This window comes from Photobacterium angustum (assembly GCF_002954615.1).
Taxonomy (GTDB): Bacteria; Pseudomonadota; Gammaproteobacteria; order Enterobacterales; family Vibrionaceae; genus Photobacterium; species Photobacterium angustum_A.
On sequence record NZ_MSCJ01000001.1, the window covers coordinates 1936338 to 1954486 of the forward strand.

An 18149-nucleotide genomic window follows, 5' to 3' on the forward strand; every position below is an offset into this window, starting at 1 on the left:
ATTTAGTTATCCTTTCAAACATTGTTACAAATAACCAGATTACAAAAAGGTGGTTTTTCACTATATATCTATGCCAACTATTTTATATGGATGTTATAGATGAAAGTAAAACCATTAGTACTCGCATTAATCACCACCCTATCCCTTTCAAGCCTAATATCTAGCGCGAATGCTTGTACTCGTATCCTTTGGCAAACAGAAGATCATGGCGTCTTTGTTTCTCGTACTATGGATTGGTCTGAGTCCACAAACCCTTACTTAGCAAACTTTCCTCAAGGTTCAGAATATACAACGCACCTGAGTGATAAGAACCTTGTTACATCCAAATTTGCTGTCACGGGGATCACTGCTTACGGCGTTCTAATGGATGGTATTAACTCACAAGGACTCAGTGGTAATATTCTTTATGATGGTGGAATGGATCTAGGCAAAGGTAATAATAAACAAACCGACGGCGCAATTACCTATCTTCGCCATATGTTGTCGCAACATAAAACAGTGAATGATGTTGTAAAAGCAGCCACAGCGCTGGCACCTAACGAAGAGTTTATTGAAGGAATTCCTGTTCGTATTGCTCTGCATTTATCTTTCCAAGATCCAACGGGCGATAGCGCTATTATTGAATGGCGTGAGGGCAAACCTCAAATTTGGCATGGAAAACAATATACCGTCATGACAAATCAGCCTGGTTATGCCCAACACCTTGCGAATATTAAACGTTCTGCACGTGGATGGGGCGAACAAGCTCAACAATGGAGCCAAACAAATTTAGGCACTGGCGGTAACACTAACCCTGAAGATCGTTTCGTTCATGCCACCTATTTTTCAGAGCACTTAAAAGAACCAACCAGCATCATCAATGGCATTTTAAAGCTCGAGTCAACGATGTTTCGTATTCCTCATGATGCGCCAAACCGCCCTATTAACGGAAAAATGGCAGGTTACGCAACTGAGTATTCGGTAAATAGGCATTTACAATCAGGTGAGACTTTCGTTCGCTATCAATGGGGAGATATATTTAGTCAATTTAAATACAACACCCAAGATATTCAAAAATCAGGCAAAATGATTTTCTTCAAATTAAGCAATGCTGAACTTGCGGGGAATATTACAGAGCAAATAATTAATTCGGGACATTAATAGCCATGTAATATCATCGATGAGATAGCTATTAATAAAAAACCGCATCACAAGAGTGATGCGGTTTTTATTAGCTAAAATCAGAGACTAAATTAGTCGCCAATTTTCGCCCAAGTATCACGAAGGCCGACTGTGCGGTTGAAGACTAAATGCTCAGGGCTTGAGTCTTTGTTATCTGCACAGAAGTAACCCATACGCTCAAATTGGTAAGCTTTTTCAGCTTCAGCAGCAACCAATGATGGTTCAACGAAACCGTTAACTACTGTTAGAGAGTCAGGGTTGATCACTGATACAAAATCATCTGCTGCACCAGGGTTTGGTACTGTAAATAGGCGATCGTATAAACGAATTTCTGCTGGAATGCCCGCTTCTGCTGATACCCAGTGAATAACACCTTTCACTTTACGACCATCTGCTGGGTTCTTACCTAATGTATCTTTATCGTAAGAACAGAAGATTGTTGTGATATTACCTTCCGCATCCTTTTCGATGCGATCCGCTTGAATCACATATGCGCCACGTAAGCGAACTTCTTTACCTAACACTAAACGCTTGTATTTCTTATTCGCTTCTTCGCGGAAATCTTCACGCTCAATGTATAGCTCGCGGCTAAATGGCACTTCACGCGAACCCATTTCAGGTTTATTCGGGTGATTAGCTACAGTAAGCATTTCTGTCTCACCATCAAAGTTTTCAATCACAACTTTAACAGGATCAAGAACCGCCATTGCACGTGGTGCGTTTTCGTTTAGATCGTCACGAATACAAGATTCTAGTGAGCTGATCTCGATGGTGTTGTCTTGCTTAGTCACACCGATACGCTTACAGAACTCACGCATAGATGCAGGTGTGAAACCACGACGACGTAAACCAGAGATAGTTGGCATACGTGGATCATCCCAACCATTAACCAATTTATCAGTCACAAGTTGGTTCAGCTTACGCTTAGACATCACAGTGTATTCAAGGTTTAGACGACTAAACTCATACTGATGCGGTGTACAATCGATAGTGATGTTTTCAAGAACCCAATCGTATAGACGACGGTTGTCCATGAACTCAAGCGTACAAATAGAGTGCGTAATGCCCTCTAGCGCATCAGAAATACAGTGTGTAAAGTCGTACATTGGGTAAATGCACCACTTATCACCTGTTTGGTGGTGAGTAGCAAAACGTACACGGTAGATCACAGGATCGCGCATAACCATAAATGGTGATGCCATGTCGATTTTCGCACGAAGACACATTTTGCCTTCTTCAACTTCACCGTTCTTCATTTTGTCGAATAGAGCTAAGTTTTCTTCAACGCTACGATCGCGGTATGGGCTATGCTTACCTGGCTCAGTTAATGTGCCACGGTACTCACGCATCTGCTCTGGACTTAGCTCATCAACGTACGCTAAGCCTTTATTAATTAATTCAATTGCGAACCCGTATAGCTTATCGAAGTAGTTTGATGAATAACAAATCTCACCGCTCCACTCAAAGCCCAACCAGTTAACATCGTTCTTAATAGACTCAACGTATTCGATGTCTTCTTTCTCAGGGTTAGTATCATCAAAACGAAGATTACATTGACCCTGATAGTCCTGAGCAATACCGAAGTTCAAACAAATAGATTTAGCATGGCCGATATGCAGGTAACCATTCGGCTCCGGCGGGAATCGGGTATGTACGCTTGTATGTTTGCCACTTGCTAAATCCGCATCAATAATTTGGCGGATAAAGTTAGTTGGACGAGCTTCAGATTCACTCATCAATTACACCTCGTGTGCTTACAGGATTGAGAACTGTATATGATCCATAAATATGGCTCATGACTCAACAAATAGTATGCATTGTTTGTCGATATGGATAAAAAAGCCCCGTAATAACGGAGTTTGTATACTGACACTATACATTAATGCCCTAATTAGGCGCATTAAAAACATGACCATTAATATGATAGCCATGATTTTTACCTAACTTAATGAAAAAAGCCGATGAAGGTTACCCTCCATCGGCTGATATTTTAACAGTTAAAGCGTGTTTACATCGTAACTTATAGTGATGTTACACGACTGAAACGTTTACCGTCTGCACTTACTGCTCGGATTTCAACTTTACCCGTCACACTTGGTTGTGCTTTCGCATTGTAAGTGTTCCACGTTTTGCCTTCGTCCGTTGAGTATTGTAGCGCTAAGCCAGGCATACTTACGTTCATTGCAAGTTTACCATTTTCAATTTTTGCACCTGGTACTGGTACACGGTACTGAATACCTGCTGCATCAAGTTTAGCTAGTTCACGTTGACCAAGAACGTTAGCAAAACGCTCCCACTCGTTGTGAAGGGCTTTCTTATTCACAAGATTAGAGTCTTGTGAGTACTCAACACCAGCTTGGTACTCATTTTCCCACTCGCCTTTGTGCCATGCACGCTCAGCTGCTGCTAGTACGCGAGGGAATACCATGTACTCGTATTGATCATCGTTACCTACAGTTTCACTCCAAAGCTGCGCTGACAGACCGTGGAAGCCTTTCGATTCAACCGTACCTTTACTTGCAAAGCCATTGCCATCACGATCGAGTGATGTTTCTGCGTTCTGAGGTAAGTTCTCTGGCGCAAAACCAAACATCTTACGGGTGTCAGTTGCACGTGTTGCCCAGTAGTAACCACGCTCTGATGGATCTACTTCATATGGCATATCCATGTATACGTAATCTGGGTTTGATACTACAACATCGTAGCCTTTGTTAGCCCACTCGTATGCAGATGCACCACCGCCCCAGTATAGAACGTCCCAGAAATTCACACGTACGTTATCTGTTTCAAATGCTTTAGCATCTTTCGAGTACTTCAAGCCATCTTGCCATGCTTGGAAGTTCTCAATACCTTTGCCATTCACCACAGCACTTACACGCTCAGCAAAGTAGCTTGGTAGGCGATCGTAATCACTTACCACACCTTCTGCGATCAATTTCTGACACATTGGTGATTTTTGGTATGGCTTATCTTGCTTAGATTGATCAATAGACCCCGTCCAAGCTGTTGGCTCTGCAGCGTTAATATCTTGGAAGCCCGCATTTAACTTAATATTCTTCGCTTCATCACCACCAAAGTGCCATGTATTTAGCGGCATACCCGCATCTTTGTGCATTGCTTGAATTTCAGTAATAACTTTATCAACAAACTTTGCAGACGAATCCATACATGGGTTAATGAAACTACGCTTATCGTAGAACTGTACTGTCGTTACGTTTGACGTATCTTGTGGATCCATCAAGCGATATTCATTCGCTTCATCCATCTTGCCTTCAGCAGCTAGACGCTTGTAACGTGCTTCCATTGCTACTACCGCTGCACGTGCGTGAGCTGGCATATCAATTTCAGGGATCACTTCAATACCACGTGCTTTCGCATATTTTAGAATATCTAAGTAATCTTGCTTGCTGTAGAAACCTGAACCATCGTTCTCAGATGTTGGGCCTGAGCCTAGCTGAGGAAGAAGACAGCTTGTTTCTGATAAATCATGACAACGCTTACCACCAATTTCTGTCAATTCTGGAAGACCCGGAATTTCGATACGCCAACCTTCATCATCAGATAGGTGGAAGTGGAATTTGTTCATCTTGTACGCTGCCATTTGATCTAGCGTACGTAGGATCGCTTCTTTAGAGTGGAAATTACGACCCACATCAACCATTACACCACGATAATCAAAACGTGGTGCATCCAATACATTTAATGTTGGAATGTTGTTCTCTGCACCGGTAGACATCAGTGAGATCAGAGACTGCATACCGTAGAACGCACCTTGGTTATCAAAACCAGTAACGGTTGCGCCCTTCTTAGTGACGTCTAGCTTATAAGCACCAACAATTTGCTGATCCTTCTTAAACGAACCCGGTAAAATTGTTACTTTTACTGGGTACTCACCCTGCGCGTTCACACCAAGCTGTGCTAAACGAGCATCTACTGCAGCCATCATATCTGCAGGTAGTGTTAGGTTGTCGATCTTAATACCGTTAGCTAGAGAAACAGTATCGCCAGTTAATTTAGTACTTAGCGGTGTAGGTAAAATAGTGCCAGCTACTTCTTCAGAAGCCACTAAGTTTACATCGCTGTTTTTCTCAAAACGTGTTTCTGGTGTCGCTAATACGTTGTTATCCGCTTTAACACGCTTAAATTGATCGCCTTTTAGTGGCGTTAAGTAATCTGCAGGGTTAGCTGTATCTGTGCTAACAATTGTTTTTGGTTCTGCATTACCTGCTGTTACGTATGCACGAGGCATGTAATCGTTTTCAAATAAAGTCCAATATTCACCGATGTAAGGGATAACAACCTTTTCACCTTCAGCGAAACCATCGAACTTATCAGTTGGCTCTAGTGTGTGTAGATCACCTGTTACGTGAGTAACTTTGAATTGTTCATTCTGCACTTCTAGGATTTGACGAATACTGCTGAAGTAAATTTTCCAGTCTTTATTCGTCACCGCTGGGCCTTTATTTTCCAGCGTTAAATTAATCAAATCACAAGATGCCCATTCCGCACCCAATGTTTTACATGGCAAGCCTTCTTCTGCACCATGCTGAATAGCGACTTCATAGTTAAGATCTAGGTTTGACGCTAGGTTATTAACTACAGTTTGATCATTGTTTCCCTGAGTTGCACAACCAGTCACCGCTAGTGTAATAAAAGATGCTAACGCCGTAAGTTTAATAGTCATGATATATTCCTTTTCTCCCGATATCTCTTCTAAAAAAGTGAAGAGAAAATCTATACGAGCCCAAACGTTGGGTACTCAAAATGCCGGCCCTATCATTCCATGTTTGAAAATAATAAGGCCGGTTTTATTAAAGGTCTTGCGGTATTACTTAATTACTGAAGAATTCAGGTAATTATGGAAGTTTTACAGAAGATAGATCTTCTGACGCTGGGATTTTCTTCATTTCGCCAGCAACGATTTCAGCTAGAGGGCCAAGGATAACCTGAAGGTTATTTGAACCTAGTTTAACTACACCCATTGCACCTAATGCTTTTAACGTTTTCTCGTTAGCAAGACTGCTGTCTTTTAGCGTTAGACGTAGACGTGTAATACAAGCATCGATGTTCTCTAAGTTACCGTGACCACCAAGTGCTTTTAAGTACTGCTTAGCTAGCTCGCCAGTTTCTGCAGAACCTGCAACAGATGAAGTCTCTTCTTCGTCGTCTTCACGGCCAGGCGTTTTAAGGTTGAACTTAACAATCGCGAAGCGGAATACAAAGTAGTAGATGAAGAAGAATGCAATACCTTGAACAATCAGCATGTACCACTGAACAGCTAGTGGGTTGCGTGATGACAAGAACATATCAACTAGACCTGCAGAGAAACCGAAACCTGCAATCCACTGCATTGATGCTGCGATGTATACAGATAGACCCGCTAGTGCTGCGTGAATTACGTACAGTACTGGTGCTAGGAACATGAATGCAAATTCTAGAGGCTCAGTAACACCTGTGAAGAATGATGCAAAACCAGCAGCGATAAGTAGTGATGCTACACGCTCTTTGTTCTTCGCTTTTGCAGTGTGGTACATCGCAAGTGCTGCACCTGGTAGACCAAACATCATGATTGGGAAGAAACCAGCTTGGTACATACCAGTGATACCTGGAGTAGCTGTACCTTCAGCGATAGATTTCGCGCCGCCTAGGAAGTTAGGAATATCGTTAATACCTGCAACGTCAAACCAGAATACTGAGTTTAGTGCGTGGTGAAGACCAACAGGAATCAATAGACGGTTGAAGAATGCGTAGATACCCGCACCTACAGAACCCATACCTTGAATGCTTTCACCAAAATGTACTAGACCGCCGTAAATTGATGGCCAAACGAACATCAAAATACCAGCAATAACGATACCAGCAATAGATGTTAGAATTGGTACTAAACGCTTACCACTAAAGAACGCTAGTGCTTTATGTAGTTCTACGCTTGAGAAACGGTTGTACAACTCAGCTGACACGATACCTACTAAGATACCTACAAATTGGTTATTGATTTTACCAAATGCAGCTGGAACTGCGCTTGGGTCAATACCTTGGATTTGCGCGACTGCACCCGGTGCAAGAAGCGTTGTAACCACAAGGAAACCAACAAAACCTGATAGTGCTGCTGCACCATCTTTATCTTTAGACATGCCGTATGCAACACCCACTGCAAACAGTACTGACATGTTATCAATAATTGCCGCACCAGCCTTGATCAAGAAAGCAGCTAATGCAGAGTTTGCACCCCAGCCGTTCGGATCAATCCAGTAACCGATACCCATTAAGATTGCCGCTGCAGGAAGTACTGCAACTGGCACCATTAATGCCTTACCTACTTTTTGAAAATATCCAAGAATATTCACCCTTAGTTCCCCCTATGGTTTTCTTAGATGCGATTGAATAACTGAATTTAAGCTATCCGTATTTGGTTATCCGCAGTTTAAGAAATTAATTTCGCCCCGCAAATTAAAAGCTCACCATTTGTGATCTCAATCACCGACGGAGGTTAGAAGTGAGTGATTTTGCTAGCTCGATCATAAAACTTATTTTATCATTCGAAACAAAGGCGCTATGTCGCTAAGATTTTTCCTGTTTTAACTTTCTTCAACGAGGTATCAACGTGAGACTAATCCCGCTTAATAACGCTAAAGATGTTGGTTTATGGTCTGCTCGCTACATTGCAGATCGCATCAATAAATTCGAACCAACAGCAGAACGTCCATTTGTATTGGGGCTACCTACGGGTGGTACACCTCTAGCGACATACAAGCGCCTTATCGAGCTATACCAAGCAGGTGAAGTAAGCTTCAAAAATGTTGTTACTTTCAACATGGATGAGTATGTAGGCATGGCTTCTGATCACCCAGAGTCATACCGTAACTTCATGTACAACAACTTCTTTAACCACGTTGATATTCAAGAAGAAAACATCAACCTTCTTGATGGTAACGCAGAAGATCACGCTGCTGAATGTCAGCGTTACGAAGATAAGATCAAATCTTACGGTAAAATCAACCTATTCATGGGTGGTGTAGGCAACGACGGTCACATTGCTTTCAATGAGCCAGCATCATCATTAGCATCTCGTACACGTATCAAGACGCTAACCCAAGAAACGCGTATTGCTAACTCTCGTTTCTTTGATGGCGACATCAACCAAGTACCTAAATACTCACTAACTATCGGTGTAGGTACATTACTAGATTCAGAAGAAGTAATGATCCTTATCACTGGCCACAACAAAGCCCAGGCACTACAAGCTGCGGTTGAAGGCAGTGTGAATCACCTATGGACTGTATCTGCACTTCAGCTACACCCTAAATCAATGATTGTTTGTGATGAGCCATCAACTCAAGAGCTAAAAGTGAAGACTGTTAAGTACTTCCAAGAGCTTGAAGCGGAAAATATTAATCACCTTTAATCCTATTAAGGAATATTCATGTACGCGCTTACCAACTGTAATATTTTTACCGGTAGCGAAGTGCTGAATAACCACGCCGTCATTATTGACGGCGTGAACATTCATGCAATCTGCCCGATTAATCATTTACTCGATGGCATCGACACTATCGATCTTCATGGTGCAAACCTTTCTCCTGGCTTTATTGATTTACAATTAAATGGTTGTGGTGGGGTGATGTTCAATAATGAAACCACCGCAGAAGCCATTGATATTATGCACCAAGCCAACCTAAAATCAGGTTGTACTAGCTTTCTTCCTACACTTATCACCTCTCCTGACGAAGATATGAAACGTGCAGTTTCAGCTATTCGTGATTATCAAGCAAAATACCACAATCAAGCATTAGGCCTACACCTAGAAGGCCCTTACATTAATGTTGTAAAGAAAGGGGTTCACCGCCCAGATTTCATTCGTCCAGCTAGTGACGAGATGATTACTTTCTTATGTGAAAACGCAGATGTTATAACTAAAGTCACTCTCGCTCCTGAGTTGAATTCACCTGAACATATTCAGAAACTGATTGATTCAGGTATTGTGGTCTCAGCGGGACACAGTAATGCAACATACGAAGAAGCAAGACAAGGCTTCGATCTCGGTATTAGTTTTACTACGCATTTATTCAATGCGATGAGTCCAGTAGAAGGTCGTTCGCCAGGTCTAGTTGGTGCTATTTACGATAGCAGTGAAATCTATACAGGCGTTATTGCTGACGGTTTCCATGTTGACTATGCCAATATCCGCATGGCTCATAAAATGAAGAATACGCGTTTAGTTTTAGTGACCGATGCCACAGCTCCAGCAGGTGCAAACATCGATAGCTTTCTTTTTACTGGGACAAAGGTATATTACCGGAACGGCATGTGTGTAACTGAAGAAGGCACACTTGGTGGTTCAGCACTGACAATGATTGAAGCGATTCAAAATAGTGTTGAACATGTAGGTATCGCCTTGGACGAAGCGATTCGTATGGCCACACTTTATCCTGCTCGCGCTATTGGTGTAGACAAGAAACTTGGGGCTATAAAAAAAGGCATGGTAGCAAATCTTACTGTGTTTGATCGCGATTATAATGTTCAGGCGACAATTGTTAATGGTGAATACAAACAGAGCTAATTATGACAGGCGGACAAATTGGTAATGTTGATCTCGTAAAACAGCTAAACAGTGCAGCTGTTTATCGCTTGATTGACTTGCAGGGCCCTATTTCACGTATTCAGGTGGCTGATGTTAGTCAGCTTGCTCCTGCCAGTGTTACTAAAATAACCCGCCAACTACTTGAGCGCGGCCTAATAAAAGAGGTCGCGCAACAAGCATCAACCGGCGGTAGACGGGCAATATCGCTGACAACTGAATCAGCAGCATTTCATTCTATTGCGGTGCGTATTGGTCGAAATTACATTGAAATAACCCTTTATGATTTAAGTGGTAACCATATAACAGGTACCGCTCACCCATTTTCTTATACCAGCCAACAAGCCTTAATTGATGGTTTACTTGAGCATATCCAAAACTTCATCAGTAATAACCAAAATGTAATGAAGGAATTGGTTGCATTTGGTATTACGCTCCCCGGCTTAGTGAACCCTGAGCATGGTATTGTGGAATATATGCCACATATTGAAATTGATGACTTTCCATTAGCTGACATTATTAAAAAACAATTCGGTGTTATTTGTTTTGTCGGTAATGATATTCGAGGCCTAGCGTTAGCTGAACATTACTTCGGTGCAAGCCGCGATTGTAAAGACTCAATTCTAGTCAGTGTTCACAACGGTACAGGTGCCGGTATTATTGTTAATGGTCAAGTATTCTTGGGCTTTAACCGTAACGTGGGCGAGATCGGTCATATTCAAATCGATCCATTAGGCGATAAATGCCAGTGCGGTAATTTTGGTTGCTTAGAAACAGTCGCAGCCGACCCCGCTATAGTGAAACATGTTCAACAGTTGCTCGACCAAGGTTATCCAAGCTCACTACAAGAGCTTGAAGATATAACAATGCTTGCGATTTGTGATGCGGCAAATGATGGTGATGAGTTAGCAACCCAAGCGTTGATAAAAGTTGGAAATCAATTGGGCAAAGCCCTTGCGATGACCATCAATTTGTTCAACCCTCAAAAAATCATTCTTGCGGGTAACATTACTCATGCCCAAGAGATTGTTTTTCCAGCGATTCGACGTTGTGTTGAAACACAATCACTCTCAAGATTTCATCATGACTTACCGATTGTTGCATCTGAGCTTTATAACCAACCGACCATAGGTGCATTTTCAATGATCAAACGCGCTATGTTAAACGGTGTATTATTACAGCTCCTATTAGAAGACTAATCACAGCAACATATAAATTCAGAGCAAAGGGGCGTATTTAATTAATACGCCCCTAATCTCATCAGCTTCATGCTATTTCTCCAGATTGTTATCTTGCAAGGATGTTGTACAAGATATGGAATTTATCTACATACTTACCGCTTTTATCATTGGTTTTATTGCTCTACGTTGCAAACTCCCCCCTCTTGTCGGATTTCTTGTTGCTGGCTTTAGTCTCAACAGTTTTGGCTTTACTTCTACACCTACATTAGAAACCTTAGCTAACTTAGGGGTGACACTGCTTCTTTTTACCATTGGTTTAAAACTGGATGTGAAGTCCTTACTTAAAAAAGAAGTTTGGGGTGGCGCTACCCTACATAATCTCTTATCAACAACCTTATTTACCCTCTGTCTATTGGTATTAAAACAGCTTGGTTTAACCATGTTCAGCGACATGGCGTTCAGCCAACTTATCCTCATTGGATTTGCGCTGTCTTTTTCCAGTACAGTATTTGCCATTAAGCTGTTACAAGAAAAAGGCGAGTTAAATGCAAAGTACGGTACCGTCTCTATCGGTATTTTGGTCATGCAAGATATCTTCGCCGTTATATTCTTAACTATCTCAAGTGGAAAAATGCCAGAAGTGTATGCGCTTGGGCTTTTCGCTCTACCGTTATTACGCCCTATCCTATACAAGATCTTAGACAAAGCAGGTCACGGTGAAGTACTGGTACTCTATGCCATTACTCTTGCGCTAGTGCTCGGTGCAGGGTTATTTAAACTGGTTGGTATGAAGCCTGATTTGGGTGCACTATTGATCGGGATGCTAATGGCAGGACACAGTAAGTCTTCTGAAATGGCAAAATCACTCTTTAACTTTAAAGAGTTGTTACTTGTTTGCTTTTTCTTAAATATTGGCCTGTCAGAAACCCCGACTCTTAATGGGTTGCTGATGGCATTTGTTTTACTACTCTTATTACCGCTTAAGGGTCTGTTGTACTACGGCATATTCCATTTGTGTCGTTACCGTGTCCGTACCTCAATGCTCGCGACGTTAACACTATTTAATTACAGCGAGTTTGGTTTAATTGTCGGTGGTGTGGCTTATAAACTCGGACTATTACCGGGTACTTTTTTAGTGGCTATCGCCATTGCTGTCTCTTTTTCATTTTTGCTCGCAGCCCCTCTCAACAGCATGAGCCATAAACTTTACACTGAAGCATCAAAATGGCTAAAAGAATTTGAACCAGAAAAACTCAACGCCGATGACAAACTGATCGATCTCGGTCAATCAAAAGTGTTGATTCTTGGTATGGGTCGTATAGGCACGGGAGCATATGATGAATTACAAGCGCGTTACGGCAAGCAAATCATAGGCGTTGAAACCCGAGAGGAATCCGCCGAGCAGCAACGTAAAGAAGGACGCAATGTTATTCAAGGCGATGCGACTGACCCTGATTTTTGGGCGCGAGTGATCAGCAAAGAACGCATAACGCTTATTTTATTAGCAATGCCTCATAGTCAGGCGAATGTTTATGCCTTAGAGCAAATTAAAGCTCGTCATTTCCAAGGTAAAATTGCGGCAATTGCTCAGTACAATGATGATGAGGAGTTACTGTATGAGCAAGGTATTGATGCCGTCTTCAACATCTTCAATGAGGCAGGCAGTGGTTTTGCTCGTAATGTATGTGATCACTTAAAGCCAGACATAACAGCAATCAAATCATAATCCTATAAGTATGCCCCCTTATTTCGCAGTAAAAAATAAACAGTGGTAACAACTACTGTTTATTTTTTTTAAATAAAAAGCCAAACACATTAGATTTAATTCAGTTAAAGGTGATTTAAATGAATATGATTCACCTAAGACGTTTTATTTTAATGGATTGAAGATTTTTTATTGCAATTTACTTCAGAATACGCAATTTTAACAATCAAAGAGAAACACACAGAAATAAAAAGATTTGTTTTCATTATAAAAACCTTTTGGTTACATCAGTGTTTCTAAGATTTATGGATATAAAAAGATAACGTTGGAGTGGTATTACTATGTGTTCTGTATTTGGGATCCTAGACATTAAGAGCGACGCAGCAGCATTGCGTCCTATCGCATTAGAAATGTCGAAAAAGCTTCGTCACCGCGGCCCAGACTGGTCAGGTATTTATGCATCAGAACATGCCATTCTTGCGCATGAACGTCTTGCTATTGTTGGTCTAAACAGTGGTGCTCAGCCCATTTATAGCCCAGATAAAAAATTGATCCTTGCTGTTAACGGTGAAATCTACAACCACAAAGAAATCCGTGCTCGCTATGAAGGCAAATACGATTTCCAAACAGATTCAGACTGTGAAGTTATTCTTGCGCTCTACCAAGATATGGGCGAAGAGTTACTTGAAGAACTTAACGGTATTTTCGCCTTTGTTCTTTATGATGAAGAAAAAGACACCTACCTTGTTGGTCGTGATCACATTGGTATTATTCCGCTATACCAAGGTTTTGATGAAAACGGCAACTACTATGTTGCATCAGAAATGAAAGCGCTGGTGCCTGTGTGTAAAACAGTGAGCGAATTCCCTCCAGGTTCTTACTACGGTAGTGCTGATGCCGAGCCGCAGCGTTATTATACCCGTGATTGGAATGAGTACGCAGCCGTACAAGGTAACTCAACCAGCAAAGAAGAATTAACTGAAGCACTAGAAGCGGCTATTAAGCGTCAGTTAATGACAGATGTACCTTATGGTGTACTTCTATCGGGTGGTTTAGATTCATCAATTACATCGGCAGTGGCAAAACGCTTTGCTGCAATGCGTATTGAAGATAATGACCAATCTGAAGCATGGTGGCCACAACTTCACTCTTTTGCCGTCGGTCTTGAAGGCGCCCCTGATTTAAAAGCAGCGCGTGAAGTTGCTGATAAAATTGGTACCGTTCACCATGAAATGACCTACACGATTCAAGAAGGTCTAGATGCTATCCGTGATGTGATTTATCACATTGAAACTTACGATGTGACAACCATTCGTGCTTCTACCCCAATGTTCCTAATGGGTCGTAAAATCAAAGCGATGGGTATCAAGATGGTTCTTTCTGGTGAAGGTGCAGATGAGATCTTTGGTGGTTACTTATACTTCCACAAAGCGCCAAACGCGAAAGAGTTCCATGAAGAAACTGTACGTAAATTGCTTGCTCTGAACATGTTTGACTGTGCCCGTGCAAACAAATCATTAGCAGCATGGGGTGTTGAAGGTCGAGTACCATTCCTAGATAAAGAATTTATCGATGTGGCAATGCGTCTAAACCCTGAAGATAAAATGTGTGGTAACGGTAAGATGGAAAAACACATCTTACGTGAGTGTTTTGAACACTACCTACCAGAATCTATTGCATGGCGTCAAAAAGAGCAGTTCTCTGATGGTGTAGGTTACAGCTGGATTGATACGCTAAAAGAAGTGGCTGAAGAGAAGGTAACGGATCAACAACTTGAAACTGCAGCTTACCGCTTCCCTTACAACACGCCAACAACCAAAGAAGCTTACGCATACCGTGAGATCTTTGAAGAGCTATTCCCACTCGAAAGCGCAGCGAAATGTGTTCCAGGTGGTCCATCTATTGCTTGCTCAAGCGCAAAAGCGATTGAATGGGATGAAAGCTTTAAGAATGCTGCTGACCCATCAGGTCGCGCTATTGCCGCTGTACATAACGAAGCTTATAAAAAATAATCTTGCACTAAATTGCAAATAATAAAAAAACCGCCAAACATAAAATGCGTTGGCGGTTTTTTTATATTCATAAGAAACTTAACGTTCCCAGTATGCTTCTTCCAAGCTATCTTCACGCTCAGGCAGACCACGAGATAAACGTGGAGAGTACTGTGCCAATACTTCGTAGCTTACACGGTTTGAATATAAACAAACCTGTGAGAACGATGAGTATGTTAAGAAAGAATGTTGGTGCTTACTAGAGTTCGGCACGTTTTCTTTATGGTAACGGTTTGCAGACATATCATGCAGTAATGCTGAAAGTGCACCATCACCAGCGCCATTCGTATTCTTAATACGCTCAGGGCCGCCCATGTAAGGAGCAATGTGTGAATACGCCTTAATTGGGTTCTCACACGCAGCTTTAAGCATTGGTCGACTGAATTCATAGCGGTTAAACTCAGCAATATCACCTGGAAGTAACGGTAAACTTGTTTCACGCTTAGCGTTATCATCAGTGTAACCTGCGGTATATAAACCTACAGGGCCTGCAGTACAAAGAACAAGATCAACCCATTCTAATGCTTTATCTGCCGCCACAAGCGGATCAGACTCACCAGTCAACGCTTCACCTTCATCTTCGTTCATTGCAACAACTGTTACATGATCACGAAGGAAGTCACGCCACCATTGTGGATCGTCTTGAATAACGAACTTTGTACCTAGTGTTAATACCACTGGCACATCGTATTTTTTCGCATATTCAATGGCACGCATTGTTGCTGCAGGCATAGGATCGCCAGGCTTACAACGCACTAAATACGCTGTTAGCACAAGCGCAGAGGCATTTTCAAATACATGTTCAGGAATACTATTCGGTTCAAGTTGGTTCATCTTACCTTCGTTGATAGCGAACGTACGTTCACCGTCTTTTGAAATAAGAGCAAAACAACGACCAATAGGGCCATCAACAGGTTGAAGATAGTTCATATCCATACGGCTTGATGTATTACAAAGGTAACGGTACGCGTAACTACCGATCTCAATGTCTTTACTCATCACGCCTAAAAGAACAGATTTATCATCCGCTAGCACAGAATAGTTGTGTAGCGTATTACCAATAGTGCCACCAGCAAACTCGTGAGTAACAAGATTGTTCTCTTTTAGCTCTTGATATAGCGCTTCTGCTTTTTCATCAGTAATAACCAAAGAATGGCCTTTACTTAACTCATAGCGTTCCAGGAATTCATCATCCACATAAGCTTCAATATCTACCAATGTTTGGTCAATACCTACAACATGAGTACGTGCTAGACGCTTCTCTTGTTTCGTTTGACTTAAAAGTGGATCGCGAGCATGTACCGGAAAGTAATGCTTAGATTTTCGTTGGCCTGGAAATTTCATGTCTATGCGCTATCAAGTTGTAAATTTTGCGAATTCTATCACAGAATATAGAACATAAAAGCAAAAGCTCTCATTGGTTTTGAGATATATCAACACAAATGAGAGCGTAAACGTTATCGTCAATGTAAGTTACAGAATAAAAACTGACTATTCCCAACCTTGAACATGTTGTTTCACCAAGTTTTCCATCATTGTTATATGTGCTTGGCTATCATTAAGGCAAGGGATCAAATTAAATTCTACCCCACCCGCTTCAATGAACACTTCTTTGCACTGCTCTGCAATTTCTTCAAGAGTTTCTAAACAATCAACAGAGAACGCAGGACACATTACATCAAGACGTTTTACGCCTTTCTCAGCCAATGATTTTATCGTGCCTTCAGTATACGGTTTTAACCATTCTTCACGTCCAAAAATAGACTGATAGCTCATGCTCATTTTCTCACGCGGCATCTCAAGCATCTTCGCTAATAGTTCCGTTGTACCATTACAATGATCTGGATACGGATCGCCATTATCAGCATAACGTTTAGGAATACCGTGATATGAACATAATAAATAATCAGGCTCGCCTTTTTCTGCCCACAAAGTTTTAGCAGTCTCGGCCAACGCTGAAATATAATCAGGGTGATCGTAATAATGATTAATAAAGCGCAACTCTGGGATATACGATATTGACTTTAAATCTTTCGCAATACGATCAAATACAGCAGCTGTGGTAGTGCCTGAATACTGAGGATATAACGGTAAAACTAAAACCTTATCACAACCTTGCTGCTTTAGACGCTCCAAACCAGCCTGAGTACTCGGGTTACCATAAGTCATACCCAGTTCAACTGGGACTTGAAGTATCTCTGTTAATGCTTTTTGTTGGCGTTTTGAATACACCATCAATGGTGAGCCATCTTCCATCCAAACAGATTGATATAATTTAGCAACTTTCGGTGAGCGAATCGGCAAAATTACGCCGTGTAAAATTGGGCACCATAACCAGCGAGTCATATCGACGACACGGTGATCGTGTAAAAATTGAGATAGAAATTGTTTCACCCCAGCAGCCGTCGGTGCATCAGGCGTACCTAGGTTAACTAACAATACACCGTATTTTTTATTGTCTTTATTCATCGGTTTTCGCTCTTATCTGTCCTATACCAAGCTTTCTGATCAAGAAAATAATAATCATGCAACCGAACCTAAACGAAAGCCCACTGCTTTTAGATCACTTTGATCAGAAAAAGACGTATCCCGCCTTTATTAACCCTATTTAAACCATAAAAAAACGGACTATACCAATAGGTAAGCCCGTTTTTTTTCATTGTTACAAGCTATCTAAAACAGCCTATATCAATATTAAGCTAATGCTTTTTCTAGCTCAGCGCTCACTTCAGCAACAGGAAGTGTACCGTCAAACTTAAGGTATTTCGTGTTACCCGCTGCTGCTTCTTTACCGTAGTATTCGATAAGAGGTGCAGTTTGTGTGTGGTAAACATTTAGACGAGCACGAACTGTTTCTTCTTTGTCGTCTTCACGGATAACAAGATCTTCACCTGTTACGTCATCTTTACCTTCAACCTTTGGTGGGTTGTAAACAGCGTGGTAAGTACGACCAGAAGGAAGGTGAGCACGACGACCCGCCATACGCTCAACGATCACATCGTCAGCCACATCAAACTCGATAACGTAATCAACGTTAACGCCGTTTTCTTTTAGGCCATCAGCTTGAGGAATTGTGCGTGGGAAACCATCTAGTAGGAAGCCTTTTGCACAATCATCTGCCGCAATACGCTCTTTTACAAGACCAAGGATGATATCGTCAGATACCAATTGACCTGCATCGATCACTGATTTCGCTTGTTTGCCTAGCTCAGTACCTGCTTTGATTGCAGCACGTAGCATGTCACCAGTTGAAATTTGAGGAATACCAAACTTTTCCATAATGAATTGAGCTTGAGTACCTTTACCTGCACCTGGAGCGCCCAGAAGAATGATGCGCATTGTGATCCCCTTTAATAGAGTGGAATTTTTGCAAAAAAGTGAAAATACACTGAATAAGCAAGACTCGCAAGCCCAGTACAATGACTGGGCTTGGTTTACATGCTTTATCAGAATAGTATTTGATATAAGTAAGT

General features: G+C 41.6%; 12 protein-coding genes. 6 read left to right on the forward strand and 6 right to left on the reverse strand.

Annotated features, from left to right (window positions below):
• Positions 1 to 99: 99 nt before the first annotated feature.
• Complete coding sequence (locus tag BTO08_RS08375) at positions 100 to 1140, forward strand: linear amide C-N hydrolase (protein ID WP_105060648.1); 1041 nt, start codon at positions 100 to 102, stop codon at positions 1138 to 1140.
• A gap of 92 nt (positions 1141 to 1232) precedes the next feature.
• On the opposite strand, the gene glnS is transcribed toward BTO08_RS08375, so the two are convergent.
• From glnS to nagE, 3 genes are all read right to left on the reverse strand, one after another.
• Entirely contained in the window at positions 1233 to 2897 is a 1665-nt protein-coding gene (glnS, locus tag BTO08_RS08380; RefSeq protein ID WP_005370511.1) for a glutamine--tRNA ligase, read from the reverse strand.
• 284 nt (positions 2898 to 3181) lie between these two features.
• Positions 3182 to 5845, reverse strand: coding sequence for a beta-N-acetylhexosaminidase (locus BTO08_RS08385; RefSeq protein ID WP_105060649.1), 2664 nt, complete (start codon positions 5843 to 5845; stop codon positions 3182 to 3184).
• Between the two features lie 172 nt (positions 5846 to 6017).
• A complete protein-coding gene (gene nagE, locus BTO08_RS08390; protein WP_105060650.1) occupies positions 6018 to 7508 on the reverse strand; it encodes an N-acetylglucosamine-specific PTS transporter subunit IIBC in 1491 nt (496 codons plus the stop codon).
• Between the two features lie 257 nt (positions 7509 to 7765).
• On the opposite strand from nagE, the gene nagB reads away from it, so the two are divergent.
• From nagB to asnB, 5 genes are all read left to right on the forward strand, one after another.
• Positions 7766 to 8566, forward strand: a complete 801-nt coding sequence (gene nagB, locus BTO08_RS08395) for a glucosamine-6-phosphate deaminase (RefSeq protein ID WP_045082717.1) — start codon at positions 7766 to 7768, stop codon at positions 8564 to 8566.
• A gap of 18 nt (positions 8567 to 8584) precedes the next feature.
• Entirely contained in the window at positions 8585 to 9721 is a 1137-nt protein-coding gene (gene nagA / locus BTO08_RS08400) for an N-acetylglucosamine-6-phosphate deacetylase (RefSeq protein WP_105060651.1), read from the forward strand.
• Positions 9722 to 9723: 2 nt separating this feature from the next.
• Positions 9724 to 10938, forward strand: coding sequence for a DNA-binding transcriptional regulator NagC (gene nagC / locus BTO08_RS08405; RefSeq protein WP_105060652.1), 1215 nt, complete (start codon positions 9724 to 9726; stop codon positions 10936 to 10938).
• Between the two features lie 115 nt (positions 10939 to 11053).
• On the forward strand, positions 11054 to 12646 hold the full coding sequence (locus BTO08_RS08410; RefSeq protein WP_105060653.1) for a cation:proton antiporter family protein: 1593 nt from the start codon (positions 11054 to 11056) through the stop codon (positions 12644 to 12646).
• Between the two features lie 320 nt (positions 12647 to 12966).
• A complete protein-coding gene (gene asnB, locus BTO08_RS08415; RefSeq protein ID WP_105060654.1) occupies positions 12967 to 14637 on the forward strand; it encodes an asparagine synthase B in 1671 nt (556 codons plus the stop codon).
• A gap of 78 nt (positions 14638 to 14715) precedes the next feature.
• On the opposite strand, the gene BTO08_RS08420 is transcribed toward asnB, so the two are convergent.
• The 3 genes from BTO08_RS08420 to adk form a co-directional block, all read right to left on the reverse strand.
• Positions 14716 to 16020, reverse strand: a complete 1305-nt coding sequence (locus BTO08_RS08420; RefSeq protein ID WP_105060655.1) for an inosine/guanosine kinase — start codon at positions 16018 to 16020, stop codon at positions 14716 to 14718.
• Positions 16021 to 16167: 147 nt separating this feature from the next.
• Positions 16168 to 17145, reverse strand: a complete 978-nt coding sequence (gene hemH, locus BTO08_RS08425) for a ferrochelatase (RefSeq protein WP_105060656.1) — start codon at positions 17143 to 17145, stop codon at positions 16168 to 16170.
• Positions 17146 to 17370: 225 nt separating this feature from the next.
• Positions 17371 to 18015 carry an adenylate kinase gene (adk, locus tag BTO08_RS08430; RefSeq protein WP_105060657.1) on the reverse strand — a complete coding sequence of 215 codons (645 nt, stop codon included), beginning with the start codon at positions 18013 to 18015 and terminating at the stop codon, positions 17371 to 17373.
• Positions 18016 to 18149: the final 134 nt, after the last annotated feature.

Excerpts from the sequence above, each read along its gene's own strand:
- BTO08_RS08375 (WP_105060648.1), top strand. The coding sequence starts at position 100 with ATGAAAGTAAAACCATTAGTACTCGCATTAATCACCACCCTATCCCTT.
- glnS (WP_005370511.1), bottom strand. The coding sequence starts at position 2,897 with ATGAGTGAATCTGAAGCTCGTCCAACTAACTTTATCCGCCAAATTATT.
- BTO08_RS08385 (WP_105060649.1), bottom strand. The coding sequence starts at position 5,845 with ATGACTATTAAACTTACGGCGTTAGCATCTTTTATTACACTAGCGGTG.
- nagA (WP_105060651.1), top strand. The coding sequence starts at position 8,585 with ATGTACGCGCTTACCAACTGTAATATTTTTACCGGTAGCGAAGTGCTG.
- nagC (WP_105060652.1), top strand. The coding sequence starts at position 9,724 with ATGACAGGCGGACAAATTGGTAATGTTGATCTCGTAAAACAGCTAAAC.
- BTO08_RS08410 (WP_105060653.1), top strand. The coding sequence starts at position 11,054 with ATGGAATTTATCTACATACTTACCGCTTTTATCATTGGTTTTATTGCT.
- asnB (WP_105060654.1), top strand. The coding sequence starts at position 12,967 with ATGTGTTCTGTATTTGGGATCCTAGACATTAAGAGCGACGCAGCAGCA.
- BTO08_RS08420 (WP_105060655.1), bottom strand. The coding sequence starts at position 16,020 with ATGAAATTTCCAGGCCAACGAAAATCTAAGCATTACTTTCCGGTACAT.
- hemH (WP_105060656.1), bottom strand. The coding sequence starts at position 17,145 with ATGAATAAAGACAATAAAAAATACGGTGTATTGTTAGTTAACCTAGGT.
- adk (WP_105060657.1), bottom strand. The coding sequence starts at position 18,015 with ATGCGCATCATTCTTCTGGGCGCTCCAGGTGCAGGTAAAGGTACTCAA.